Genomic DNA, 24,781 nt, shown 5'->3' with positions numbered 1-24,781 from the left:
AGCGAATTGACTTCGCAAATGTTTTGCTTCAAATCATTATGATTGAAGACCCTACACATTTGATTCGTCGAAACTTTGTTCAGTTTTCAAAGGTCTACCTTAACCGTCACCGAAGCGACAGTCAACATTAATAATTATATCAGATGTCATTTTAGATGTCAATGATTAATTTCAATATTTTTCAAATTAGCTCATCGGTCATCCTCAACAGACAACTTTTATAATATATCATCTTGTTAAGAGCGAGTCAACATGTTTATTGAAATAAAAACAATTAATCAGATAAACAAATAACTTCTTGCATCTCTCAACAGGGACTATACTATACCTTCTTTTTATTTCTTCGTCAACAACAAATATGAAGAACTATTCATTTGTGCTTTGCTAATTCGAACATTAAATTTGAATTAGCAAATATAGTTAGCAAGTTTCAAAACAAAGTAAAAGAGTGCCCGCCGTTTTTTGGCAAAAGCACTCATAAACTGAACAATTTATTTTTTAAATTATTTTACCCGAACCAAGAAGTAACGTTTCTTTCCGCGACGAACGATCACAAACTTGCCATCAAAGTGACTGCTTGAATCGATCTCTGCATCAACATCAGTTACCTTTTCACCATTAATATGGATAGCACCATTTTCAACATCTTGTCGTGCTTGACGACGTGATGGTTCAATCTTGGTGTCATCAACCAACCACAAAATGATATTCTTCTTTTCATTAGCTACTTCTACTGAAGGGACATCCTTGAAAGCTTGTTCAATTTCCTCAGTAGTTAAGTCAGCAACATCTCCAGAGAACAATGCCTTAGTAATCCGTTGAGCTTCGGCCAATCCTTCTTCGCCATGAACGAACTTAGTAACTTCTTCAGCTAAGCGCCGTTGAGCTTCTCGCTTCCATGGTTCTTTTTGAACTTTCTCGGCTAAATCATCAATTTCATCTTTAGATAAGAAGGTAAAGTATTTGAGGTATTTAACAACGTCACGATCATCCTGGTTAATCCAGAACTGGTAGAATTCGTATGGTGAAGTCTTCTTTGGATCAAGCCAAATAGCACCACCAGCAGTTTTCCCGAATTTTGTTCCGTCAGCCTTTAACATCAACGGAATGGTCAGCCCGTATACCTTTGCGTCCGGTCCTTCTACCTTATGAATCAAATCAATTCCGGCAGTAATATTCCCCCATTGGTCTGACCCACCAATTTCAAGCTGCACGCTATTATTTTGGTAAAGGTGCAGGAAGTCTACCGCTTGAAGAATTTGGTAAGTAAACTCAGTAAAGGAAATCCCTGAGTCAAGTCGACTTGCAACAACTTCCTTGTTTAGCATTGTATTAACGTTAAAGAGCTTCCCAAAATCACGTAAAAAGTCAATCATGGTAAAGTCCTTCAGCCAAGTATAGTTATCAACAATCGTAAAATTCTCAGTACCGAAAAGCTTCTTCATTTGTTCGGTAAGAGCCTTCTTATTGTGCTCTAACTGTGATTCAGTTTGAAGGGTCCGTTCTGTTTTCCGTCCAGATGGATCACCAATTGCACCAGTTCCACCACCAATAATAATAACTGGGTGATGCCCTGCTAACTGGAATCGTTTAAGAATCATGAAGGGAATTAAGTGGCCAATATGAAGACTATCCCCTGTCGGATCAGTTCCACAGTACAGACCAATGTTCTTGTTTTCAGTTAATTCCTTTAGTGCTTCTTTATCAGTAGTTTGGTTAATGGCACCACGCCACTCAAGTTCATCAATAATGTTCATCGTATTGCCTCCTATATCATGTTTCAGATCAAAAAATCCCCAACTCCATATTGAAGTCAGGGACGATTTACCGCGTTACCACCTTGAATTGCAACTACTAATCCAGTAATTGCCTCTCTAGTCGATAACGAGACGATCCGTTCAAAATTGAAAAGCTCCGTAAGTGTAATTCGTTAGCCAACCGCATTAAACTTTCAGCAACCGTTTAATCTCTAATCTACTAGTTGGCAAACTACTAAATTACATCAACGCCTTTATTATTGCCGTCATTGTACCTAGAGAGTTAGTACTTTGTCAAGATAAAAAGGAAGCCACCGAATCTATTTCTTTCGTGACTTCTCTTTAACTAACAATTATTTATTTTCTTGTTTCTTCTTATCCTGCTTTTGTTTAGCTTTCTTTACCTTTTTCTTTGGTGTATAAACTTCATGAACATAAGCTTCACCAGTTAATTCAGCAACTGGCTTAAACGTGTCAGCAAAGTCTTCATCCAAGTTAGCGGTTTTCTTTGCTTCTTCATAGTAAAGGGCCCCACTGGCAAAAATCACTGGCAAGTAAGCAGCAAAGCCAAGAATCATTAACAACAAGCCAATGTATATCAACGCGTAAGTGGCGGTGTAAATACCCCAGTATGCTAAAGCACCAAAAATGACTTCCCAAACAACCATTGGGATAAAGATTACTACAAGCATGATCAATAGGTAGTTCCACTTGCGCCCGCCCATAAACCGTCGACTAGCAGTTAGGGCATGGCGCATTGATTGACCAAGGAATTGTGGCTGACGATCACGGTAAAGGAAATTAGCTTGAGAATATTCAATTCCCTTCCATGCCATTACAATGTCGTTCAGTATCCGGCAAACAATTACTAATGCTTGGTTTTTAGCAACTAATCCGCCAATAATATCTAATGGCAAGCTCCACAGGAATACAAACAAGCCAGTGTAAAGAATGATCCGCCATAATTGATTCTTCCGCAAGTGTTTATAGTGCATCCATACTGAGCCAGCACTGACAATTTGTTCAGGGTGGCGAACCTTATCCTGATAAGTAAATTGTGCGGCCGTGGTAAAGAATGAATAGAAGAATGACAATGCCACTAAAATCACAATTGCAAGAAGCAATTCAAGCAAAGCCAATCCAATTGCTGCAGGTGATGCCATCCCGTACATAATCATCATCATGGCCATCCCCATTGAACTTAATATCCCCTGGGCAAAATAACCAACAATAAATGATAATGCGAGGAAAATAATCATCACTCCGCCAAGTGGCCACATTGAAGTTTGGTAATGTGGCTTAACTAGTTCCTTCAGATCATGAATGAACTGTTTTAAGGATAAATGATAACGTTTCTTCATTTAATACTCTCTCCAATTATTTCAGAATATATTTTTCATCATAACACAAAACGAACAAAGCTCAATTTTCATGGTGCTTTTTTCATAAAAAATTCAAAAAGTGCTCACCATCACAGTCAGCAAGCCGATTAATGATGGTCAGCACTCTAAATTATCTTCTATTAAAATCTTCGTCAAGATTCACCAAATTGCTGCAGGAGTTATACCCTCAAATTAATCTTGCTCAATCGCTTCAAAATAAGGAAAACAATAATCCCTTCTAAAGGCCAAGTAATGACTTCTTTAGGCAATCGGATAAGCAAAAGCGCCCAGAATGTTTTTCCAGTACTTCCGGTATTTAAGCTCATAATGTAAATCCAAAGCGTTGTAAAGATAACATTAGTTACTAAAATTTGGAAGAACTCATAAATTAGTGCCCGTTGCCAAGTAACTTTCTGGTTATACAGGAACATCCCCGCTAATACACCAGAAACAAAGGCTGAGAAGGTAAATCCCGGAAAAAAGGCGGTTCCAGAATTAAGAATGGTGTTACTAATAATATCATTAACCACCATGGCCCAGCCACCAATCCACGGCCCTAAGTAATAACCAATCAAGGCCGTCGCAATAAAGCCAAAGCCAAATTTAAGAATTGTTGGATCACCAATTGAGATTTTCTCTAAAACAACCTCAAGAGCAATCAGCATTCCAGCAAGAGTTAGCCGCTTAGTAGTAAACCGCGGACCAGCAAAAGATAAAATTGATGACATCTCAATCCACTCCCTACTTAAAATTTATTCTGTTAGGGAACACATTGACAGGTGTCTCTGTGGTGAATGCGAAATTATCAAGCAGCTAATGCTTCCTTCCAGCGTTCACATTCCGTTCCGCTGGACAATAACTCGGTAATTCCTACCCCAACATCCAATAATATATCTCAATCACGGATAATATGCAATGTATTTAGCAATATTATATGGAAAATATACAATCATCAATTGTAATTAATCTTTGTCGTTCGTGTTTAACTTTATAAGGTAATAAAACACCGCGATTGATTCAAACTAAACCAATCGTGGTGGAATAAAATCTTAATTATATCTGACTAAAATTAATCGTTGAACTTTCCAGCACTCTTTAAAATTTCCTGAGCCTTTTCAAGGTAGTGGTGTTCAGCACGGAATGCCTTAATCTTACCGCCCTTACTCTCGTCTAAGCCGTCAAGTTGCTTTTCTAGTTCATCAAAGCCCTTCTTAAGATCTTTGATAACCGGTTCTTCATCTTCCATGTAAATGTAGTGATTTTCAGCAGGATCCTTATGTCCTTCACCTGCAACACGTTCGAGCTTATCGCTATCCTTGTCTACTTTTTGAGCGTGCTTAAGAATTGACTTGATATCCTTAATCGTTTCATGTTGAGCAGTACGATGCTTTTCGTTGTCTACACTATCTTCAATCTTAGTTAAGTGTCCTTCAGCATCCGCAACCTTTTTAGCAATCCGATCTAATGCCTTTAATTGACGTTTTGCATAATCAGCCATAATAATAACCTCCTGATAAATATTTATTTACATTATTATTATATTTTTAATAATAACGTTATGCAATTAATAGCACTTATTATTTTATATTCATCAAAATATCAATTAATATTTTTATCAAGACTCATTATATTGACCGAAAGATCGCCATTTGATTTTCGCATCAAAAAAAGCCGGAACTTTCCGGCCTTTTCATTAAAAATAATTATTTTTAGTATTTTTCTTTGCTCAAAACGTTAAGCTTCTCGTCAAAGTCGTAGACAACTGGTTGACCAGTAGCCATTTCAAGGTTCATGATGTCATCATCAGAAATATTTTCGATGTACTTGCTCAAAGCACGAAGAGAATTACCGTGAGCTGCAATAATAACGTTCTTGCCATCAAGAAGCTTTGGAGCAATTTCATCTTGCCACAAAGGAATTACCCGTTCCAAGGTAACCTTTAAGTTTTCACCACCAGGAACTGTTCGTGGATCCAAGTTAGCGTAACGACGATCGTGTAATGCTGAACCTTCATCATCAGCAGTCAGCAATGGAGGTAAAACATCGTATGAACGACGCCAAATGTGAACTTGTTCATCACCGTACTTTTCAGCAGTAGCCTTCTTGTTAAGACCTTGTAAAGCACCATAGTGACGTTCGTTCAAGCGCCAAGTCTTGGTTTCAGGGATCCAAAGTTGGTCACATTCTTCAAGAGCATAGTGCAATGTCTTGATCGCACGCTTCAATACTGAAGTGTATGCATAGTCAAATTGAATACCATGTTCCTTAAGGGCCTTACCAGCGTTCTTAGCTTGTTCAACACCCTTTTCGCTCAAATCAACATCAATCCAACCAGTGAACTTGTTAGCAAGGTTCCATTCACTTTGGCCGTGACGAATTAAAACTAGTTTTGCCATGTTTTAATGACCTCTTTCTTCTTAAAAATCGCTATACTACTATACAGCATTACCTAATCATTTTAATCCAAACATTGAAAAAATCCAATAGGTGAAGCAGTGATCTTGTGAAATTAATCGCGATTATCGTTCCATAATCCAGCCTTTGCACCAATATCATGACGATAAAAACATTCCGGTTGGTTTAACTTTTTTAAATACGTATAAACACGATCATGAGCTTCCTGAAGCGTTTCTGCTTGAGCAAGAACCATTAATAACCGTCCTCCCGCGCCTCGTAAATGACTAAGCGTCCCCGTCACATTAGCATAGTCAATTTCCACTTCGCTACTCTCAGGGAAGGAACCTAATTCTTGGTCATGAATTGGTTTCTGTGGGTAGCCTTGGGAGGCCAAAACAACACCAAAACTAGCGTCAGCGCTCTCATTAATCACCGGTAAAGGCCGATCATTAATTGCTGCATCAACAAGTTGATAAAGATCTGTATCTAAGCGTGGAAGAATCACCTGAGTTTCCGGATCACCAAGACGAACGTTATATTCGATCACCTTTGGTCCATCTGCAGTCAGCATCAGTCCAATATAAAGGACACCATGATAATGATATTCACCCTTCACTAACCCATCAACCGTTGGCTTAACCACTTCATCAATCATTCGTTGGCGATCAGTTGCCGATAACTGTGGGAGCGGACTATATGCCCCCATTCCTCCAGTATTTGGTCCCCGGTCACCGTCATAGGCACGTTTATGATCTTGTGCCATTGGTAAGATCCGGTAATGACCATTGCTGATTACCACAAACATCGAATATTCAGGGCCAGCCAAACATTCTTCGAGGACTATCCGGGCTTGGCCTGAAGCAAACATTTCTTTAATTGTTTGGACCGCAGCATTGTGATCCTGGGCAATTACAACTCCTTTGCCTCCAGCAAGACCATTTTCTTTAATAACAACCGGATAGCCAAATTGATCCACATGTTCAAGAATGGCTGTTTGGTCACGATAGGAAGCATGCTTAGCAGTTGGTACGCCATAATTATTCATAAAGTTCAAAGCATAATCCTTTGATCCTTCTAATTGCGCTGCTCGAGCATCAGGACCAAAGATCTTCAATCCAGCTGCACGAAAGTCATCTACAATACCATCAACCAGGCAATCCTCAGGCCCCACAAACGTCCATTTAATATCATGATCCTTTGCAAATTTGATCAAACTGGCAAAGTCGTTTTCGGCAATCGCCACTGGCTCAACACCCACGCTCGGCATCCCCACATTCCCCGGTGCACAGTAAACATGGTTAACACTAGCACTTTCCTTCAGCTTTTTGGCAATCGCAAATTCGCGACCTCCTTCGCCAATCACTAATAAATTAACTTTTTGCCCCATGATTTCCTCCTGAATTTGATGTTAGATAATCATTTTTGTTGCTGACTTGTGTTTGGGCAGCAGAGTCAAGATTTGCGCAGTAGCTGATTGACTTCTTTCATCAACGAGTTGATAGCAAGAAGTCTAATCAGCCTTGCGAGGGTTCACAGACGAAAACAAGTTTTCTGGTTCACTCCTTCGCCGTGACCGCAATCTCCGCCTAACCTTCCTCGAGCTAACGACCTCCATCTCCGACGACAAGACGTCGTTCGGTGGAGGAATCGTTAGCCACCGGAAGGTTTTAACGGCTTCGCACTCTAGTGTCTAAAATGCCTTACCCCGGTAGTAACCATGGCGATGTCGTATTTGTTAGCCATGTCAATTGATTCCTGATCACGGATGGATCCGCCTGGTTGAACAACCGCTTTGATCCCGTGCTTACCAGCGTATTCAATACAATCACCGAACGGGAAGAATGCATCTGAAGCCATTACGGTTCGTTCATCAATATCATCCCCCGCGTGCTTAACAGCAATTTTGAGAGAATCAATCCGGTTCGGTTGGCCTTCACCAACGCCAAGCGTCCGTTCATCATTTGCGAGGACAATCGCATTTGATTTAGCATGTTTAACGGCTTTCCAGGCAAACATCAGTGTCTTTAATTGTTCTTCAGTTGGTTGAACATCCGTTACGCACTTCCAGTCGCGATAGTCTTCTTCGAGGGTATCCTGTTCTTGCATTAACATCCCACCCATTACAGAAACAACTTCATGCTTGGTTGGTTCATCCTTCTTACTGAAATCAAGACTGAGCAAACGAATATTTTTCTTCTTTGCCAAAATTTCGTACGCATCATCATCGAAACCTGGTGCAATCACGATTTCAAGGAAGATCTTGTGCATCTTTTGGGCAGTTGCTAAATCAACTTTTCGGTTTAACGCAATCACTCCACCGAAAATTGAAACAGTATCTGCAGCATAGGCACGATCCCAAGCTTGTTCTAGGTTCTCACCCCGACCAATACCACATGGGTTCATGTGTTTCATGGCAACGACTGTTGGTTCATCAAATTCCCGAATGCAACGAAGAGCTTCATCTGCATCCTTAATATTATTGTAGGAAAGTTTCTTTCCGTGAAGCTGCTTAGCAGACAAAATCGAGAATGATTTTGGCAATGCATCTTGGTATAGCCAAGCTTTTTGGTGGCTATTTTCACCATAACGCATCGTTTCTTTCAAGTCCCACGTCAAAGTTAACTTTTCGGGATCTTCTAGGCCGTTTTCTTTAGTTAGGTATTGAGAAATCAACGCGTCGTAAGCAGCAGTGTGGCGAAAGGCCTTGGCAGCTAGTTTTGAACGAGTTTCTAATGTTGTCGTACCATTTTTCTTAAGTTCACCTAATACCCGATCATAGTCGTTCCGGTCAACAACGATTGTAACGTCACGGTAATTCTTGGCCGCTGAACGAACCATGCTTGGACCACCAATATCAATATTTTCAATTGCATCCGCAAGCTTTACGTCTGGCTTTTCAATTGTCTCCTTAAATGGGTAGAGGTTTACACAGACAAGATCAATTGGCGTAATGTTAAGTTTTTCAAGGGTCTTCATATGTTCTGGTAATTCACGACGAGCCAGTAGCCCTCCATGAACATATGGGTTTAATGTTTTTACCCGACCATCCAGGATTTCAGGAAAATGAGTAACATCTTCAATACTGATCGTCTTAATTCCTGCATCGTTCAAAACTTTCTTTGTGCCACCAGTAGAAACAATTTCAAAGTCGTTTTCTACCAGTCCCTTAACAAAGGAAACCAAATTTGTCTTATCAGATACGCTTACCAATGCTCGTTTCATAGGTTAATTCTCCTTCTCTAACTCTGTCAAAACTTGTTTTACTGCTTCGGGATATAACTGATGTTCAGTCTCATGAACTCGTTCTTCCAACGTTTCTACAGTATCGCTAGGCAAAATTGGTACGTGCCGTTGGGCGATAATTGGTCCAGAATCCAATCCAGCATCGATATAGTGAACAGTCACCCCAGTCTGTTTTCGCTGGTCATTAAATGCCCGCTCAATTGAATGTAATCCTGGGTACTCTGGCAACCATGCCGGATGAAGGTTGACGATCCGGTGATCATATTGGTCCAGGATTGTTGGACCAACTACCCTTAAGTAACCGGCCAAAGCAATAAAGTCAATTTGATACTTTTTCAACAACTGTAAAAGCTGTTTTTCGTACTCTTCCTTCCCACCACAGGATTTCACCGTGAAACTTTCGGCAGGAACGTCAAGGCGCTGTGCCCGTTTCATTACCGGTGCATCTGGATGGTTGCAAAAGAGCAACGATAATTCACCAGGAATATCACCGCTTTGAAAATGCTTTGCTAGCACTTCAAAGTTTGTTCCGTTCCCGGAAGCGAAAATGGCAACTCTCATTTTCAAACCTCACTTAATTTCAATCTTTTCAGCATTTTCAGGGCGTTGACGCAGCTGACCAATTTGGTAACTTGCCTCGCCTGCTTCTTTTAACTTTCCTTGAACCCGTTCAACATTAGTAGGATCAACTGCCAACACTAAGCCAATCCCCATGTTGAATGTTTGGAAACAATCTGCCAGTGATAACTGACCAAGCTGTTGTAAGTAGTCAAAGACTGGCAATGTTGGCCACGACTTGTGATCGATTACCGCCTGCAATTGATCATTAATCATTCGGGGAACATTCTCGATTAATCCGCCACCAGTAATATGACTTACCCCTTTAATCATTTTTTGATGAATTAAAGGAAGTACCTGACGGACATAAATCCGGGTTGGTTTTAAAATGGCCTCGCCAACCGTCTCACCATGAAGAGCTTCTGGTTTCTCGTCAAGTTGAACATCATGATCCTTAAAAAGGATCTGACGAACAAGGGAAAAGCCGTTCGAGTGGATCCCACTAGATGGTAATCCCAGAAGGACATCGCCAGCTTGTGGTTTAGCCGTGGTTAAAAGTTCTCCTTTCTCTACGGCTCCGGTTACTGTTCCAGCTAAATCATATTCATCTTCCGCATACATATCCGGCATTTCAGCTGTTTCACCACCAATTAACGCCGCACCGGCATCACGACATCCCGCGGCAACACCGCTGACAATCTCTGCCATTTTTTCAGGCTGGTTATGACCGGTAGCAATGTAGTCCAAGAAAAATAATGGTTCTGCCCCTTGAGCCAGGACGTCATTAGCACACATCGCAACCACGTCAATACCAATTGTGTCATGTTTCCCCATTTGTTGAGCAATCATGAGTTTGGTCCCAACGCCATCCGTCCCCGAAACAAGAACCGGATGTTTCATGTGTAACTCTCCCAAGTCAAACATCCCGCCGAAACTGCCAATACCACTAATGACACCTGGGCGATCAGTTGATTTAACAGCCGCTTTAATCCGCTTAACTAATTCGTATCCGGCATTTACATTAACACCGGCTTCTTGATAGCGATTCATGATCCCAGTTCCTTTCGTGCCCGTTTTTCTTGTTCATTTAGTGACTTCAAGTATCCTTCTTCATAATCGTAAAGCGGGGTTGGGTAATCGCCATTAAAGTAAGCTACCGTTAAACCCCCATATGGTGCATCCCCCGCATCTGGAACATTGATTGCCTTAATCAAATTCTCAATACTCAGGAAGTGAAGAGAATCAGCACCGATCAATTCCTTCATTGTTGAAATCGAATAATGAGCTGCCATTAACTCTGATCGCGTTGAAATGTCAATCCCGTAAAAACACGGAAACTTAAACGGCGGTGAAGCAATCAGCATATGGACTTCTTTTGCTCCTGCATGGCGAAGCATTTTAATAATCTGTTTAGAAGTCGTTCCCCGAACGAGCGAATCATCGACTACAATTACTCGTTTACCAGCAACAACCCCGCGAACGGCAGATAGTTTTAGATGAACACCCTGTTCACGAAGGGCCTGCGTTGGCTGGATGAATGTCCGGGCAACATATTGGCTCTTAATTAAGCCCATTTCGTACGGTAATCCGGACTCTTCCGCATAACCTGACGCTGCAGATAGCGATGAGTTAGGAACGCCGATAACCATATCTGCTTCAATCGGGTATTGCTTTGCCAGTAACCTTCCCATCTGTTTACGGGCGTTATGAACTGTTACGCCGTGGATAATTGAATCAGGGCGAGCAAAGTAAATATATTCCATTGAGCAAATTGCCAATTGAGTATCCGTTGTGTAGTGATCTATATGGAGCCCATCGCGATCAATTACAATCAGCTCTCCTGGTTGAACATCTCGAATAAATTTAGCGTTAACAATGTCTAAGGCACACGTTTCACTAGCCACTACGTAAGCACCATTTTCTAATTGACCAATACATAAAGGACGGATTCCGTTTGGATCTAGTGCTGCAATTAACCTGTCTTTTTGTAGCAAGAGAAAGGCAAAGCCTCCATGGACAATGTTCAAGCTCTTTTTTAAAGCCGGAAGAAACCCTGCTTTAATATATTTTCGAATTAGATGAATCAGAATTTCAGTATCGGAATCTGATTGAAAAACTGCGCCAGCATCCTCAAGTTGACGTCGTAATGTAACGGCATTAGTTAAATTCCCGTTATGGGCTAACGCAACGTCACCATCGTGGAAGTGGAATAAAAAGGGTTGGACATTGGCGATTGAATTATGACCACTCGTACCATAACGGACATGACCAATTGCTGCGTCACCAACTAGTCGTTTTAATTCATTCGGGTTAGCGAATACCTTGGCTAAAAGCCCCCGATCACGATGCTGGTAAAGTTCTTTTGAATCGGTCGAAACGATTCCGGCACCTTCCTGACCACGATGTTGAAGAGTATGGAGGCCATAGTATGTTAACTGACTTGCATCTTGAGCGCCAAAGATACCAAAGACACCACATTCTTCATTTAATCCTTTGATTTCAGCTGGCATGGGATCGCCTCCTCCCACAATTTTTGTAGTTCAGCAACGTTTTGATTGATCTCAGCATCTTGTAAGTGCGCTTCAAGCCAATGGGTATTAGTGATTTCCCCAACTAGCAGTGCATCCGCGCCCATCATTTTTTCAAAAGCAGCCGTCTTGGCAGTAGGGACTGTTACAACAAACCGTCCCGGAGTTTCGCTAAATAGTTGAGCAGCTGTCAGGTGACGAATATCAATATTCATCCCCAAATCAGTCTTAAATAACATTTCCGCAAGGCCAACTCCAAGACCGCCCTCACTTAAATCATGGGCACTTGCGACATTTCCCTGCTGCATTACGGTAAGGAGACGCATCATGTAGTCATGAACGTGTTCCATATCAAACGAGTTAAGAACACCACTAATATCACCGGTAAGCATCTTTTGAATTTCTGTACCCGCAAAGTCATTCCCAGTTTTACCAACAAGGTATACCTTGTCGCCAGCATGCTGAACAAATGATGGAATAACATGTTGAATATCCTTAATCAGGCCAACCATTCCAACCATTGGTGTTGGGTGAATGGCTTTCCCATTATTCTCGTTATATAGCGAAACGTTCCCTGAAATAACCGGCGTATCAAATACCCGGCAAGCATCAGCCATTCCCTTAACAGATTGGTGGAGCTCCCAGAAAATTTCAGGATCATTTGGGTCACCATAGTTCAAACAGTCGGTAATTCCTAATGGCTCGGCACCGCTAGCCACAATGTTAGCTGCCGCCTCAATAAGGGCGATTTGACCCCCAACTTCTGGACTTAAATAGACGAAGCGGCCGTTCCCATCGGTTGTCATCGAAAGGCCTTTATGGGTTCCGCGAACACGTAAAACACCGGCATCGCTTCCGGGACCAACCACCGTGCTTGTCCGTACCTGCGAGTCATATTGTTGATAAAAAATACTCTTATCCGCGATTGTTGATTGCTGAAGAAGACTCCGTAATGTCTGTTCAGCATCATCAATAGTTGGTACCCAGGCGGTTTGCTTTTCTGCTGCTGAAATCCGTGCTGGTTTCTTTTCTTCACTAGCTTCTTCCAATACATCATCAGTCAAACTAGAAACAGGAATATTGCAGACTTCTTGCCCATCATGGTAGAGAACGTAATCGTGGCCGGCAGTAATCCGACCAATCGTCACTGCTTCTAAGCCATAAAAGTCAAAGATCTTTTTAACGTCTTCTTCATGGCCTTTATTTACGCAGAGGAGCATCCGTTCTTGAGATTCACTTAACATAATTTCGTAAGCCGACATATTTGGTTCACGTTGAGGAACGAGGTCAAGGTTTAACTCCATGCCGCTTTCTCCTTCAGATGCCATTTCGGCACTTGAAGAAACAATTCCAGCTGCTCCCATATCCTGAATACCAACTAGCCAGTCAGGGTGCTTAGTGATGACTTCCAAGCAAGCCTCTAAAAGGAGTTTTTCCATGAAAGGATCACCAACTTGAACCGCAGACCGCTGGGTAGCATTCTCGTCACTAAAATCAGCAGAAGCAAAGGTTGCCCCATGAATTCCATCACGACCAGTTTGGGCGCCGACATACATTACCGCATTACCGATCCCGGCCGCCTTCCCTTTCTGAAGATCCTTCTGGTCCATCAAACCCACACTCATCGCATTACATAAAAGATTTCCTTGGTAGCACGGGTCAAAAGTCGTTTCACCGGCAATTGTGGGGATTCCCATACAGTTACCGTAATCACCAATCCCCCGTACTGTTCCATCAACCTTCATTCGCATTTTGGGATCAGTTAGTTCACCAAAATGGAGAGAATCAAGTGAGGCAACTGGTCGAGCACCCATACTGAAAATATCACGAAGAATTCCCCCAACCCCGGTAGCAGCACCTTGGTATGGCTCTACCGTAGTTGGGTGGTTATGACTCTCCGCCTTAAAAACTACCGCTTGACCGTCATCAATATCAATAACTCCTGCACCTTCACCAGGGCCTTGTAGAACACGGGAATTTTTATTCGGAAAAAGTCTTAAAACAGGTTTTGATTTTTTATAAGAGCAGTGTTCACTCCACATTGCGGAAAATAATCCGGTTTCGGTATAGTTTGGCAATCTGCCAAGAAGCTTTTCGCTAATGTAGTTATATTCATCTTCGCTCAGACTCCAGTCAAGGTATGGCTTTTGTTTTTTAATTTCTTCGGGGGTCATTGCCTGTTCCATTGTCTATTCCTCCACCTTTACGTTTCCATTTGCCAGTAATGATTTAAATAACCGCAGTCCGTCAGTATTACCAAGAAGTGCTTCAACAGCTCGCTCTGGGTGAGGCATCATTCCCAAAACATTCCCCCGTTTATTAGTAATTCCAGCGATGTTCCGCAGACTGCCGTTCGGGTTTTCTTCAGCATAGCGAAAAACAACCTGGTGATTCTTTTCAAGACGGTCAAGCGTCTCTTCATCTGCGAAGTAGCTTCCGTCAGCATGAGCAATCGGTAAAGCAATTCGTTCGTGCTTTTCATATTGCCGAGTAAAGTTCGTTTCGTTATTAACCACTTCCAAGGGAACGGTTTTGCAGACGAATTTTTGACTGTCATTTCGTTTTAGTGCCCCAGGAAGAAGACCAACTTCTGTTAAAATCTGAAAGCCATTGCAGGTTCCAAAGACTAGTTTCCCTTCTTCTGCCATCTTGATAACTGCCGGCATAATATTAGTAAAGCGAGCAATTGCCCCCGCTCTTAAGTAATCACCATAGGAGAAGCCTCCTGGTAACATCACCGCATCAAAACCCGCTAAACTCTTTTCTCGATGTGAAACATATTCCACATCAGCATGACAAACAGAGTGGAGTGCTTCATAGAGGTCAATATCACAGTTAGAACCAGGAAAAACAATCACCGCGATCTTCATTTAATCTTCCTCCATCACTTGGTACTTATAGGTTTCCATATTGAAGTTAACTAGAAGTTGATCCGCAATCTCCTCAATTGTTTTTCCAACCGCCTTTCCAGTTCCCTCAACAGTTACATCGAAGAATTTACCAACCTGGACATCCTTCACTTCATCATGGCCCAAAGTATGAATTGCATCTTTAATAGTCTCCCCTTGAGGATCGAAAACCGATTGCTTATAGGTAACGAAAATTCGTACTTTTGTCATTTACTTATCCTCCGCAATAACATCTGTCAACCGCGCTAATACTTGATCATAGGTTTGGGTTAAATCAGCTAACTTCCGCCGATAAACATCCTTATCCATGTGCTGATCAGTCTTAATATCCCACAACCGGCAATTATCAGGTGAGAATTCATCTGCCAGGATAATCTCGCCATTACTTAATCGACCGAACTCTAACTTAAAGTCAACTAGTTGCATTCCTGCTTTTTCAAAAAGCGGTGTCAACAGACCGTTAACTTCTCGACAGATGCTCCACATTTTTTCGAGTTCGGCATGGGTAGCAATTTCCAACGCAATCGTTGCCGATTCGTTAATAAATGGATCATCTAATTCATCACTCTTATAAAAAGTTTCCTCAACCGGTTCTGGAAGCTTCTTTCCTTCATCTAGGCCATACCGACTAGCAAAGTGTCCTGCAACTACATTTCGGGTAACAAATTCTAGTGGAAACATCGAACATTTCTTAACTAAGTCCTCATTAGCTGACAATTTTTTGATAAAGTGAGTCTCAATCCCATGCTTGATCAAATATTGAAAAACCAAGCTAGAAATGGCATTAGCAGCCTCACCTTTCCCAGCAAAGTGCTCTTTCTTTTTCCCGTTCAGCGCAGTCGCTTGGTCCATATATACAACCCGCAGTACTTCCGGATCGTCTGTTTGCCACATTTGTTTTGCTTTTCCGGTATAAAGTAACTTTTCCATTTCTAACTAAGGCTCCTTTTTAAAAGACGAACATTAAAAATAATATTCAAGATTTTATTCGTTAAAATCTGTCATTAATATACTCTCGGCGATAGTAAATTGTCAATACAATTTACTAACTTTATATCTATTTTTCTTGATATAGTTCGTGTTTTACGCTGATTTTTTATAAAATTAACCTAATTCACCTCATCGTCCATCGTTAATCATCCCCAAATAAATATTTTAAATTTCTCAAGATAATTATTGACTTTTCAAAAATTAAGATTAAACTAATAAACAATTAAATTATGATTAGACTTTGAAGAGAAGAGTAGTGCCGCGTCGTTTCTACAGAGAGTCCTTACTTGGTGAAAAAGGATATTCGGCAATAGTATGAAGATGAGCTCTGAGTCATCTAACTTGGTCGTTCCGGCTAGGTTAGACGGATAGCAACCGTTACATTGCGGAGTATTCATGTCTTATAATGAGTACTTAACGAGGTTGTTATTGCAAGATAACAATAAACTCAGGGTGGTACCGCGAAAGCTTTCGTCCCATAGTTCTATTTGAACGACTGGGATGAAAGCTTTTTTTATTAAAATCTAATCTCCCCTAATCACATCACCTAAGAAAGGAGAATCAGTAATGACAGCAAATGCAAAAAATGGTTTCTTGCTCAGTAACGGTCACTGGCAAAATCATTACCTCAACAATCCAGTATCAATCGTGGTGGTTAACCTAATGCCAACTAAGGAGACAACCGAACGTCAATTTCTTGAAAGTTTCAATAGGTTAACTCAAGATGTTGAACTTACTTTTCTTTATCCAGCAACTCACCATTTTAAAAGTGTTTCTTTCTCAACGATCACTAAGGCTTACGTTAGCTTAGCAGAAATTGAGAATTACTCGTTCGACGGCTTAATCATTACTGGTGCTCCCGTTGAACAGCTCGCTTTTCAGCAAGTTGATTATTGGGAAGAATTTCGCACAATCTGTGACTGGGCAGAACGCCATACCAAGCAAAGTTTGCTAGAATGCTGGGCTGCTCTTGGTGGTCTCTATAATGACTATCAAATTAATAAGCACCAGTTACCACGGAAAATTTTCGGGATCTATCAAGCAACAGAAATCAACAGGTGTAATCAATTAGCGGAACACCTTACTAACCAACAATTAGTCATCCCCCAATCACGTCACTCCAATCCCAACATTAATCCGAAGAGTCTTCCTGATGATCTTCAAATTGTTGCCGAAAATAATGAGATTGGTCCTTTAATCTATCACTCTCCCGGCAAACACCGTACTTACATTACAGGCCATCCGGAATATGAAGCAGATACGCTGGCGCAGGAATATTACCGTGATCTAAAAAAGCGGTTGCCTATTCAGGAACCGCATAATTACTTCACTAACCGAAACACCGGTGAAATTAAATATTCATGGCAAAATTCAAGTACACAAATCTATCAAAATTGGTTAGATACATTTACACAACAGAAAGTAGGTACATTAGTATGAGTAATCAAGAACAATCACCAAAATACCATTTCGAAACCCTCCAAGTTCATGCTGGTCAAACCGTAGACGAGACCGGTGCTCGTGCGGTGCCAATTTACCAAACAACTTCTTACGTCTTCAAAGACGCTAAACAAGCCGCCGACCGATTCTCCTTAAAGGAACCCGGAAATATTTATACCCGGTTAACAAACCCGACCACTGATGTTGTTGACCGTCGAGTAGCTGCATTAGAGAACGGGACAGCTGGAATCACTTTGGCAACTGGTTCAGCAGCAATCACTGCCGCCATCCTAAACATTGCCCAACAAGGCGATGAAATTGTTTCCGCAAGTACGATTTACGGTGGAACTTATGACCTCTTTGCCGTTACCCTTCCTAAATTAGGAATTAAAACTCACTTTGTCGATCCTGACGATCCAGCAAACTTTGAAAAACAGATTAATGAGCATACTAAGGCCCTGTATGTCGAAAGTATTGGGAATCCCGGAATTAACCTAGTTGACTTTAAGGCAATCGCTAAAATCGCCCATCAGCACGGGATTCTCTTCATTGTTGACAATACTTTTGGAACTCCCTACCTCGTTAAGCCGCTTGACCTCGGTGCAGACATTGTTGTTCATTCCGCAACTAAATTTATTGGTGGTCACGGGACAACGATGGGTGGTGTCATTGTAGAAAACGGGAAGTTTGATTACCGAGCAAGCGGTCGTTATCCCGATTTCACCACACCGAATGCGCAATATGATGGTCTTGTTTTTGCTGACCTCGCTCCAGCGGCATTTACAACTAAGGTTCGTGCCGAAACAGCACGGGATCTTGGGGCAACAATCAGCCCATTCAACTCCTTCCTTCTCCTTCAAGGGCTCGAATCACTCTCACTCCGGGTTGAACGCCACGTTGCCAATACCCGGAAGATTGTCAACTTCCTAAACAATCATCCAAAAGTTGCTTGGATCAACTACCCAGAATTAGCAGATAGTCCATATAAGCCATTAGCAAATGAATACTTTCCTCATGGTGTCGGCTCAATTTTTACCCTTGGCCTCAAAGGCGGCGAGGAAGCTGGTAAGAAACTTATCAGCAACCTCAAGCTCTTCTCACTATTAGCAAACGTTGCCGATGCCAAGTCACTGATTATTCATCCGGCCTCAACAACTCATGCTCAATTAAGCCCTGAAGAATTAAAGGCCGCTGGCGTGACTCCCGATCTCATTCGGGTTTCCGTGGGAATTGAAAACGCGGATGATCTGATTGCGGATCTCGACCAAGCACTAGCAAAGATTTAACCAAGTAAAGGAGGTTCTGTTATGCAGACGATTACGATTGGCCTTCTCGGTCTAGGAACCGTTGGCGGAGGGGTTGTGAAGCTATTACAAGAACACGCTGCTAAAATCGAGCAAACCACGAACGTTCACTTCATCCTTAAGCGAGTAGCGGTTGCCCACCTAGATAAGCCGCGAAATGTATCACTTCCTGATAAAACAATCCTCACCGATCAAATTGATGAAGTCCTTAACGATCCGGAAATTCAAATAATCGTTGAAACAATGGGGACTGTTAATCGTGCTCGTCAGGCAATCACCCAGGCAATTTACAACCATAAATCCGTAATCACCGCTAACAAGGATCTTCTCGCAATCGATGGCCCACGCCTTGCCCAGCTTGCCAAAAGTCGTCACGTTGATTTTCTCTATGAAGCAAGCGTTGCCGGTGGGATCCCAATTCTTCGGGTACTCAGCAGCAGTCTTGTAACGGATCAAATTAGCCAGGTCACCGGAATCATTAATGGGACTGCTAATTATATTCTATCGGCAATGACCAGTGAAAACGTTAGTTACGATAAAGCATTAATGAATGCCCAGAAAAAAGGCTATGCGGAAGCAAACCCCACTAATGATGTTAAGGGGATCGATACTGCTAATAAACTTAGTATTCTTAGTCAGTTTGCATTTGGTAAAGCATTGGATCCCAATAAGCTTGGTATCCATGGCATTGAGAACCTTACCGCAGCTCAATTAGCTAGTGCGAATCATTTTGGCTACACAATTAAGCTCCTCGCAATCGCCAAGCGCCTAAACAACAAGCTTTATACCTTCGTTGGTCCAACATTAATTGAGCACAATGACCAGCTCGCTCAAGTCAATGGCGTGCAAAATGCCGTTGCGGTTAAAAGTAACGCCCTCGGTTCAAGCGTTTATACGGGGCCTGGTGCCGGTGCCAAGCCTACCGCTAATAGTATTTTAAGTGACCTTGCCGCAGCAGCAACTGATATTTTAGACTATGATTGCGGAAGCGAATTTAATAATTATCACAACGAATTAACACCCTGTAGTTTAACTACGATTCCCCAATCATACCTAATTACCACTTACGGAACATCTGTCAAGCCGACTAATGCAATTAACTGGCAAGGCGAAACCAATGGCAATAACTACTGGAGTGGCCTTACCCCAGTTATTTCCCGTCAAGAATTAGAATCATTTCTCAAAAGTTTCCCCAGGAGTTCAGCTGTTAGCTACTTACCTGTCTATAACACCGCTAAATTGTAAATCTTTGGATATGAAAAAGCCCTCTTCAAGCATTTTTGCTCATGCTTAAAGGGGGCTTCTTATCACTCTTGAAGAAAGTTTGCCACAAGCTTAAGGATCGATGGTTTCTCTTTACCCATAAACTTATGCCCTTCTCCTTCAATGAGATGCAGTTCACTATTCGGCAAAATAACATTATATTTTTTGGAAGCTTCAGGTGAAACTACTGTATCCGCAAGGCCATGAATCAATAACGCTGGTCCCATAAAGTGCTGAGCAGTTTCATAGATTGGAAGCAACTGAGCTGTCCGGAAGTACTCACCGCTCACTGCCTCACCATGAACATCAACTGTTAATGGAATATGGTTAGGATCATATTTGGTTCCCTGACAGGTTCCCAGTAACGCATCATCCTTTAATGTTGCAGCGGGAGCGAGGAGTACTTCCTTTGCAATAACATCCCGATAATAAGCGGCCAGCATCGAAGCTACTACACCACCTTGAGAATGCCCAATTAGGTAAATTTGTTGGGCGTTCATTTCCGAACGTGCAAAATCAATTATTTTCATTCCATCACCAATTTCACTTAACACGGTCATATCAGTAAAGGAACCATCGCTTTGACCACAACCAGCAAAGTCAAACCGCAGTGTCGGGATTCCCGCTTGATTCAATTCATGAGCCAAGTCATACAAAAAGTTACCTGCTTTATAACCCCGATCTCCTTGAAAGCCATGCATTAAAATTGCTACCTGCTTATTTTGCAATTGTTTTGTTCCCTCTAAAGCTCCACGAAGAGTAAGCCCATCGCGTTTTACAGTTACGTCCATTTTACCGACTCCTTTTGCTTTGTCTTCTATTCTGTTATTTTACTATAATGAAATAGGAGGTGCTTCAAAATGATTCATAACTTTACAACAGACCATCAATTTAACCACCGTTCAATTCGGCAGTTTAAAAACCAATCACTGACTACTGAGCAGATAACCACTCTGTACGAAGCGGCCCGTCACACCTCATCAAGTATGTTTCTGCAACAATTTAGCATCCTGCACTTGACCGACCCGAAAAAGCGAGCTGCCGTCCGCGAGATCTCAAAGCAGCCATATGTTGGTGCCAATGGTGATCTCTTTATTTTTATTGCCGATTTATATCGAAATCAGCAGATTCGTCACCAACTCGGCAATGATGACGGTCGACTCCACACCACAGATATTTTCATGCAGGCCGCTGAAGACGCAATTCTAGCTTTACAAAATGCGCTGACAGCTGTCGAAAGCATGGGTCTTGGCGGTGTCGTTCTTGGCTCCATCAAGAACGATCCCGAGAAGCTAATTCAGGTATTAGACTTACCGAAAATGACCTTCCCTATTCTCGGTCTTCAAGTTGGGATTCCCGACCAAGAACCACAGCTAAAGCCTCGGTTACCCCTTGATCAAATCGTCTTTGATAATAATTATCCGCGTGACTTCAAATTGAGTTCACTGAAAGAGTACGACCAAATCGTAACGACCTACTACGACTTACGGGATGCTAATAAGCGAATCGACTCCTTCACTAAGCAAATCAATGGTGCTAAATTAAACCAACATGAAACAAGCCGTGATAAGTTGCTTCAGGTCCTTCACGAGCAGGGACTCGCCTTAAATTAATGGTTTAAACTACCAAACAGGGGAACGTGACATAAATACTTTTACCAAGTTCAAATACGAACAGCGCGGTACGCAAATGGGTTCCAGTGTCCGGTATAACCGAACTCTGGAACCCTATTTGCGCTCGCGGGGACGTGAAAACGAAGTCATAAATGACTTCTGTCACGCTCCCCTGTTTTTCATTCACTAAATTAGTCTAAGCCGACCCGCTTAAAGATATCGTCAACGTGACGGAGGTGCCAGTGGTAGTCAAAGGCATCATCAAGGTCTTCTTTTGAAAGTTGTTTTTGAATCGTTGGGTCAGCCTCAAGTAATGGCCGGAACGGAATTTGTTCTGCCCAGCACTTTGCAGTATATGGTTGAATCAAATCATAAGCTGCTTCACGAGTCATTCCACTGTTAACTAACTTCAAAAGAACCCGACCACTGTAAATCAATCCAAGGGTCTTATCCATGTTTTTCTTCATTGTTTCTGGGAAGACATCAAGGTTGTCTAAGATCCGACCAAAACGACGAAGCATGTAATCAATTAGGGAAGTAGAATCTGGTAAAATCATCCGTTCAGCACTGGAATGGGAAATATCCCGTTCGTGCCAAAGGGTGACATCTTCCATCGCCGTAACAACATTCCCCCGAAGAACCCGAGCACAACCACAGATGTTTTCTGAGCCAATTGGGTTTCGCTTATGAGGCATTGCGGATGAACCCTTTTGTCCCTTAGCAAAGTGTTCTTCAACTTCATGGATTTCTGTCCGTTGCAATGACCGAATTTCAGTTGCCATATTTTCCAGACTAGTCCCCATTAAAGCAATCGCAGAAATATATTCTGCATGGAGATCACGTGGCAAAATTTGCGTTGAAATTTCTTGAGCCCGTAATCCTAAACGTTCACAAACGTACTTTTCCACGAACGGGTCAATTTCAGCAAACGTTCCCACAGCACCAGAAATTTTTCCGGCTTCAACGCCACGAGCAGCGTGTTCGAACCGTTCCTTATTCCGCTTCATTTCGGAGTACCAACGAGCTACTTTGAGGCCAAAAGTTGTCGGTTCAGCATGAACACCGTGAGTCCGTCCCATGCAGACAGTGTACTTATACTTTTCAGCCAACTTTTTCAGGACTGCCATGAAGTCGTCGATATCCTTGCGAATGATGTCGTTAGCCTTCTTTAAACGAAGTCCCTGAGCGGTATCAACAACGTCAGTACTGGTCATCCCATAGTGAACCCACTTTCGTTCTGGCCCAAGTGACTTTGAAACGTCACGGGTAAAGGCAATCACATCATGGTGAGTAACTGCTTCAATTTCAGCGATCCCGTCAACGGAAAATTTCGCGTTTTTACGGATCTTTTCCACATCTTCGGCTGGAATGTGGCCAAGCTTACTCCAGGCTTCATCCGCCGCAATTTCCACTTCTAGCCAACATTGGTATTGGGTTTCCAAGCTCCAAATTTTCGCCATTTCTGGACTAGTATAACGATCAATCATTAGTTAAAAATCCTCTCTAATTATTTCTCTCAGTAACAATATACCATGTTCTGAGAATTATTTATCCCAAATATGCGTATCGTCAATCTCTTTCAATGTCTTAGCAAAATCATCAGTCAAAATCGTCACATGTCCCATCTTCCGGTTATGACGAACCTCAGCCTTTCCGTAATCATGAAAATGCCAATTAGGCTTCTTAGCAATTTCATCGCGAACTCCCGCAACGTGTTGACCAAGAACATTCACCATGACGACATGGTGGAGTAATTCAATCTTTGGTAATGGCCAATTGCAGATTGCCCGATTGTGGATCGCAAACTGTGAAAAGTTGCAGGCTTCAATCGAATAATGACCCGAATTATGTGGCCGTGGCGCTAATTCGTTAATGTAAATTTCACCATCATTACCAACAAACATTTCAACACCAAGAATTCCCCGTAAGTCAATTGCATGGGCAATCTTAACTGCCATTTGCTTTGCCTTTTCTTGCAGTTCCGAACTAATCCGTGCCGGGACGATACTAAGGTGCAATATTTCGTCATGGTGAATGTTTTCGGAAACCGGAAAGACCGTTACTTCCCCGTTCTCATTCCGCCCGACCATTACTGAACATTCTAGTTTAAATGGCACCCAGCCTTCAAGAATTGCATCACCGGTGGATAGAATTCCCGAGCACTTTACCAAATCAGCATCATCATGGAGGACTTCCTGACCATGACCATCATAGCCACCTTCACAAGTTTTCAAAACTGCCGGGTAGCCAATTTTCTTAACAGCCCTTTCAAGATCGCCACGAGTCTTCACCGCCATAAACGGAGCGGTCTTTAACCCTGCATCTCGCAAAAAACTCTTCTCACGAATTCGGTTCTTAGTCGTGTAAAGTAAGTTGGTCCCTTGCGGAATGTAAACTTGATCAGCAACATCACGTAATGCATTCAAATCAACATTTTCAAACTCATAAGTTAAGACGTCTGAACGATTAGCCAGTTCTTCAATCGCCTTTACATCTGCATACTCCGCAACAATCTGGTCATCGGCAACCTGACCAGCCGGACAAGCAGGGGTTGGATCAAGCACAATGACCTTCATTCCCGTATACTTAGCATCTAGGGCCATCATTTGCCCCAACTGACCACCACCAATAATCCCAATCGTTTGTCCCTGTTGAATCATCCTAGTCAAGGTGTGCACCGCTTTCTACTGATTGATCGTGCATTGCTTTCCGGTAATTAAGAATTTGCTGCTGAACTTGCGGATCGTTAATTCCGAGAATCTGGAGTGCTAATAACGCAGCATTCTTTGCCCCCGCTACCCCAATTGCCTGCGTAGCAACTGGAATTCCCGCAGGCATTTGAACAATTGATAACAACGAATCCATCCCACCAAGTGCCTTTGTTTGTCCTGGAATCCCGATTACCGGTAACGGAGTATTTGCAGCAATCATCCCCGGTAAGTGAGCAGCACCACCTGCACAGGCAATAATTACTTTTGTTCCGTTTTTAACCGCGTTTTGCGCAAAAGCGAACATTTCATTTGGCATCCGGTGAGCAGAAATAACATTCTTATCATAGTCAACGCTAAACTGATCAAGGATCTTGCATCCCTCTTTAACCGTTGACCAATCTGACTTACTACCCATTACAATACTGATTGCACTCATAATTGGACCTCCTTAAAAACTGTTTTAAGGATAACAAATAGTCCAGTTAAATACAATGTTTTTACGAACTAAATATGCTTTTAATAAAAAATAGTTCGTGTATGTTGAGTAAAAAAATAATCTGACAATGAATGTGGTATTCGTTGTCAGGTTATTTTTGGTTCTATTACAAAATAGTCTAAACAGACTAAGCTAAGCAGTGGAGTTTGAGATTGACGAATCTCAAATTTCACTGCTTTTTTTGTTAAAG

Annotated in this window: 22 protein-coding genes, 1 riboswitch and 2 other annotated features; of the genes, 4 read left to right on the top strand and 18 right to left on the bottom strand. The window is 42.0% G+C overall.

All coding sequences use genetic code 11. From position 1 onward, the window contains the following. Nucleotides 1-503: 503 nt before the first annotated feature. The 14 genes from tyrS to purC form a co-directional block, all read right to left on the bottom strand. Entirely contained in the window at nucleotides 504-1,757 is a 1,254-nt protein-coding gene (tyrS, locus tag MR181_RS08595; RefSeq protein WP_242337095.1) for a tyrosine--tRNA ligase, read from the bottom strand. 55 nt (nucleotides 1,758-1,812) lie between these two features. Further along, nucleotides 1,813-2,015, bottom strand: a binding site (T-box leader). 95 nt (nucleotides 2,016-2,110) lie between these two features. Then, nucleotides 2,111-3,118 (bottom strand): hypothetical protein, encoded by a 1,008-nt coding sequence (locus MR181_RS08590; protein ID WP_242337092.1) that lies wholly within the window; start codon nucleotides 3,116-3,118, stop codon nucleotides 2,111-2,113. A gap of 200 nt (nucleotides 3,119-3,318) precedes the next feature. After that, nucleotides 3,319-3,867, bottom strand: a complete 549-nt coding sequence (locus tag MR181_RS08585; RefSeq protein ID WP_102169491.1) for a folate family ECF transporter S component — start codon at nucleotides 3,865-3,867, stop codon at nucleotides 3,319-3,321. A 58-nt stretch (nucleotides 3,868-3,925) separates the two neighbouring features. Continuing rightward, a riboswitch (THF riboswitch) is annotated at nucleotides 3,926-4,019 on the bottom strand. 189 nt (nucleotides 4,020-4,208) lie between these two features. Continuing rightward, nucleotides 4,209-4,637 (bottom strand): hypothetical protein, encoded by a 429-nt coding sequence (locus MR181_RS08580; protein WP_191911478.1) that lies wholly within the window; start codon nucleotides 4,635-4,637, stop codon nucleotides 4,209-4,211. 211 nt (nucleotides 4,638-4,848) lie between these two features. Next, nucleotides 4,849-5,535 carry a 2,3-diphosphoglycerate-dependent phosphoglycerate mutase gene (locus MR181_RS08575; protein WP_102169493.1) on the bottom strand — a complete coding sequence of 229 codons (687 nt, stop codon included), beginning with the start codon at nucleotides 5,533-5,535 and terminating at the stop codon, nucleotides 4,849-4,851. 113 nt (nucleotides 5,536-5,648) lie between these two features. Continuing rightward, the gene (gene purD, locus MR181_RS08570) at nucleotides 5,649-6,923 is read right to left on the bottom strand and encodes a phosphoribosylamine--glycine ligase (RefSeq protein ID WP_242337090.1); all 1,275 of its coding nucleotides are present in this window, start codon (nucleotides 6,921-6,923) and stop codon (nucleotides 5,649-5,651) included. Between the two features lie 296 nt (nucleotides 6,924-7,219). Further along, complete coding sequence (purH, locus tag MR181_RS08565; protein ID WP_242337087.1) at nucleotides 7,220-8,758, bottom strand: bifunctional phosphoribosylaminoimidazolecarboxamide formyltransferase/IMP cyclohydrolase; 1,539 nt, start codon at nucleotides 8,756-8,758, stop codon at nucleotides 7,220-7,222. Between the two features lie 3 nt (nucleotides 8,759-8,761). Then, nucleotides 8,762-9,340 carry a phosphoribosylglycinamide formyltransferase gene (gene purN, locus MR181_RS08560; protein ID WP_242337084.1) on the bottom strand — a complete coding sequence of 193 codons (579 nt, stop codon included), beginning with the start codon at nucleotides 9,338-9,340 and terminating at the stop codon, nucleotides 8,762-8,764. A gap of 9 nt (nucleotides 9,341-9,349) precedes the next feature. Next, nucleotides 9,350-10,387, bottom strand: a complete 1,038-nt coding sequence (purM, locus tag MR181_RS08555; protein WP_242337081.1) for a phosphoribosylformylglycinamidine cyclo-ligase — start codon at nucleotides 10,385-10,387, stop codon at nucleotides 9,350-9,352. Further along, nucleotides 10,384-11,847 (bottom strand): amidophosphoribosyltransferase, encoded by a 1,464-nt coding sequence (purF, locus tag MR181_RS08550; protein ID WP_242337077.1) that lies wholly within the window; start codon nucleotides 11,845-11,847, stop codon nucleotides 10,384-10,386. Before purF ends, purM begins: the two co-directional genes overlap by 4 nt. Further along, nucleotides 11,823-14,051: a phosphoribosylformylglycinamidine synthase subunit PurL gene (gene purL, locus MR181_RS08545; protein ID WP_242337076.1), complete on the bottom strand. Its 2,229-nt coding sequence runs from the start codon at nucleotides 14,049-14,051 to the stop codon at nucleotides 11,823-11,825. Before purL ends, purF begins: the two co-directional genes overlap by 25 nt. A gap of 3 nt (nucleotides 14,052-14,054) precedes the next feature. Beyond that, nucleotides 14,055-14,735, bottom strand: coding sequence for a phosphoribosylformylglycinamidine synthase subunit PurQ (purQ, locus tag MR181_RS08540; RefSeq protein WP_191911484.1), 681 nt, complete (start codon nucleotides 14,733-14,735; stop codon nucleotides 14,055-14,057). Further along, nucleotides 14,736-14,984, bottom strand: a complete 249-nt coding sequence (gene purS, locus MR181_RS08535) for a phosphoribosylformylglycinamidine synthase subunit PurS (protein WP_242337073.1) — start codon at nucleotides 14,982-14,984, stop codon at nucleotides 14,736-14,738. After that, nucleotides 14,985-15,704 (bottom strand): phosphoribosylaminoimidazolesuccinocarboxamide synthase, encoded by a 720-nt coding sequence (gene purC, locus MR181_RS08530; RefSeq protein ID WP_242337070.1) that lies wholly within the window; start codon nucleotides 15,702-15,704, stop codon nucleotides 14,985-14,987. 292 nt (nucleotides 15,705-15,996) lie between these two features. Next, nucleotides 15,997-16,246: a binding site (T-box leader), on the top strand. 85 nt (nucleotides 16,247-16,331) lie between these two features. Here purC and MR181_RS08525 point away from each other — a divergent pair. Genes MR181_RS08525 through MR181_RS08515 form a run of 3 tightly spaced genes read left to right on the top strand, consistent with a single transcriptional unit; the run spans nucleotide 16,332 to nucleotide 19,753 of the window. Continuing rightward, on the top strand, nucleotides 16,332-17,204 hold the full coding sequence (locus MR181_RS08525; protein ID WP_242337067.1) for a homoserine O-acetyltransferase/O-succinyltransferase family protein: 873 nt from the start codon (nucleotides 16,332-16,334) through the stop codon (nucleotides 17,202-17,204). Then, on the top strand, nucleotides 17,201-18,490 hold the full coding sequence (locus MR181_RS08520) for an O-acetylhomoserine aminocarboxypropyltransferase/cysteine synthase family protein (protein ID WP_242337064.1): 1,290 nt from the start codon (nucleotides 17,201-17,203) through the stop codon (nucleotides 18,488-18,490). The genes MR181_RS08525 and MR181_RS08520 overlap by 4 nt, the downstream gene beginning before the upstream one ends. A 21-nt stretch (nucleotides 18,491-18,511) precedes the next feature. Then, nucleotides 18,512-19,753, top strand: a complete 1,242-nt coding sequence (locus MR181_RS08515; RefSeq protein WP_242337061.1) for a homoserine dehydrogenase — start codon at nucleotides 18,512-18,514, stop codon at nucleotides 19,751-19,753. Nucleotides 19,754-19,815: 62 nt separating this feature from the next. On the opposite strand, the gene MR181_RS08510 is transcribed toward MR181_RS08515, so the two are convergent. Beyond that, nucleotides 19,816-20,562 carry an alpha/beta hydrolase gene (locus MR181_RS08510; RefSeq protein WP_242337058.1) on the bottom strand — a complete coding sequence of 249 codons (747 nt, stop codon included), beginning with the start codon at nucleotides 20,560-20,562 and terminating at the stop codon, nucleotides 19,816-19,818. A 69-nt stretch (nucleotides 20,563-20,631) separates the two neighbouring features. Here MR181_RS08510 and MR181_RS08505 point away from each other — a divergent pair, with 69 nt between their 5' ends. After that, nucleotides 20,632-21,384, top strand: a complete 753-nt coding sequence (locus MR181_RS08505; RefSeq protein WP_242337054.1) for an NADPH-dependent oxidoreductase — start codon at nucleotides 20,632-20,634, stop codon at nucleotides 21,382-21,384. Nucleotides 21,385-21,575: 191 nt separating this feature from the next. On the opposite strand, the gene purB is transcribed toward MR181_RS08505, so the two are convergent. Genes purB through purE form a run of 3 tightly spaced genes read right to left on the bottom strand, consistent with a single transcriptional unit; the run spans nucleotide 21,576 to nucleotide 24,531 of the window. Beyond that, a complete protein-coding gene (gene purB / locus MR181_RS08500; RefSeq protein WP_242337051.1) occupies nucleotides 21,576-22,871 on the bottom strand; it encodes an adenylosuccinate lyase in 1,296 nt (431 codons plus the stop codon). 57 nt (nucleotides 22,872-22,928) lie between these two features. Further along, on the bottom strand, nucleotides 22,929-24,044 hold the full coding sequence (gene purK / locus MR181_RS08495) for a 5-(carboxyamino)imidazole ribonucleotide synthase (RefSeq protein ID WP_242337098.1): 1,116 nt from the start codon (nucleotides 24,042-24,044) through the stop codon (nucleotides 22,929-22,931). 1 nt (nucleotide 24,045) lies between these two features. Further along, entirely contained in the window at nucleotides 24,046-24,531 is a 486-nt protein-coding gene (gene purE / locus MR181_RS08490; protein WP_242337048.1) for a 5-(carboxyamino)imidazole ribonucleotide mutase, read from the bottom strand. Between the last annotated feature and the right edge of the window lie 250 nt (nucleotides 24,532-24,781).

The sequence above is a fragment of the Limosilactobacillus urinaemulieris genome, assembly GCF_932750685.1.
Taxonomy (GTDB): domain Bacteria; phylum Bacillota; class Bacilli; order Lactobacillales; family Lactobacillaceae; genus Limosilactobacillus; species Limosilactobacillus urinaemulieris.
This window is presented reverse-complemented; position numbering and strand designations above follow the sequence as displayed.

What these genes read in the sequence shown, in the direction of transcription:
- tyrS (WP_242337095.1), bottom strand. Translation starts at nt 1,757, where the DNA reads ATGAACATTATTGATGAACTTGAGTGGCGTGGTGCCATTAACCAAACT.
- MR181_RS08590 (WP_242337092.1), bottom strand. Translation starts at nt 3,118, where the DNA reads ATGAAGAAACGTTATCATTTATCCTTAAAACAGTTCATTCATGATCTG.
- MR181_RS08585 (WP_102169491.1), bottom strand. Translation starts at nt 3,867, where the DNA reads ATGTCATCAATTTTATCTTTTGCTGGTCCGCGGTTTACTACTAAGCGG.
- MR181_RS08580 (WP_191911478.1), bottom strand. Translation starts at nt 4,637, where the DNA reads ATGGCTGATTATGCAAAACGTCAATTAAAGGCATTAGATCGGATTGCT.
- MR181_RS08575 (WP_102169493.1), bottom strand. Translation starts at nt 5,535, where the DNA reads ATGGCAAAACTAGTTTTAATTCGTCACGGCCAAAGTGAATGGAACCTT.
- purD (WP_242337090.1), bottom strand. Translation starts at nt 6,923, where the DNA reads ATGGGGCAAAAAGTTAATTTATTAGTGATTGGCGAAGGAGGTCGCGAA.
- purH (WP_242337087.1), bottom strand. Translation starts at nt 8,758, where the DNA reads ATGAAACGAGCATTGGTAAGCGTATCTGATAAGACAAATTTGGTTTCC.
- purN (WP_242337084.1), bottom strand. Translation starts at nt 9,340, where the DNA reads ATGAGAGTTGCCATTTTCGCTTCCGGGAACGGAACAAACTTTGAAGTG.
- purM (WP_242337081.1), bottom strand. Translation starts at nt 10,387, where the DNA reads ATGAATCGCTATCAAGAAGCCGGTGTTAATGTAAATGCCGGATACGAA.
- purF (WP_242337077.1), bottom strand. Translation starts at nt 11,847, where the DNA reads ATGCCAGCTGAAATCAAAGGATTAAATGAAGAATGTGGTGTCTTTGGT.
- purL (WP_242337076.1), bottom strand. Translation starts at nt 14,051, where the DNA reads ATGGAACAGGCAATGACCCCCGAAGAAATTAAAAAACAAAAGCCATAC.
- purQ (WP_191911484.1), bottom strand. Translation starts at nt 14,735, where the DNA reads ATGAAGATCGCGGTGATTGTTTTTCCTGGTTCTAACTGTGATATTGAC.
- purS (WP_242337073.1), bottom strand. Translation starts at nt 14,984, where the DNA reads ATGACAAAAGTACGAATTTTCGTTACCTATAAGCAATCGGTTTTCGAT.
- purC (WP_242337070.1), bottom strand. Translation starts at nt 15,704, where the DNA reads ATGGAAAAGTTACTTTATACCGGAAAAGCAAAACAAATGTGGCAAACA.
- MR181_RS08525 (WP_242337067.1), top strand. Translation starts at nt 16,332, where the DNA reads ATGACAGCAAATGCAAAAAATGGTTTCTTGCTCAGTAACGGTCACTGG.
- MR181_RS08520 (WP_242337064.1), top strand. Translation starts at nt 17,201, where the DNA reads ATGAGTAATCAAGAACAATCACCAAAATACCATTTCGAAACCCTCCAA.
- MR181_RS08515 (WP_242337061.1), top strand. Translation starts at nt 18,512, where the DNA reads ATGCAGACGATTACGATTGGCCTTCTCGGTCTAGGAACCGTTGGCGGA.
- MR181_RS08510 (WP_242337058.1), bottom strand. Translation starts at nt 20,562, where the DNA reads ATGGACGTAACTGTAAAACGCGATGGGCTTACTCTTCGTGGAGCTTTA.
- MR181_RS08505 (WP_242337054.1), top strand. Translation starts at nt 20,632, where the DNA reads ATGATTCATAACTTTACAACAGACCATCAATTTAACCACCGTTCAATT.
- purB (WP_242337051.1), bottom strand. Translation starts at nt 22,871, where the DNA reads ATGATTGATCGTTATACTAGTCCAGAAATGGCGAAAATTTGGAGCTTG.
- purK (WP_242337098.1), bottom strand. Translation starts at nt 24,044, where the DNA reads ATGATTCAACAGGGACAAACGATTGGGATTATTGGTGGTGGTCAGTTG.
- purE (WP_242337048.1), bottom strand. Translation starts at nt 24,531, where the DNA reads ATGAGTGCAATCAGTATTGTAATGGGTAGTAAGTCAGATTGGTCAACG.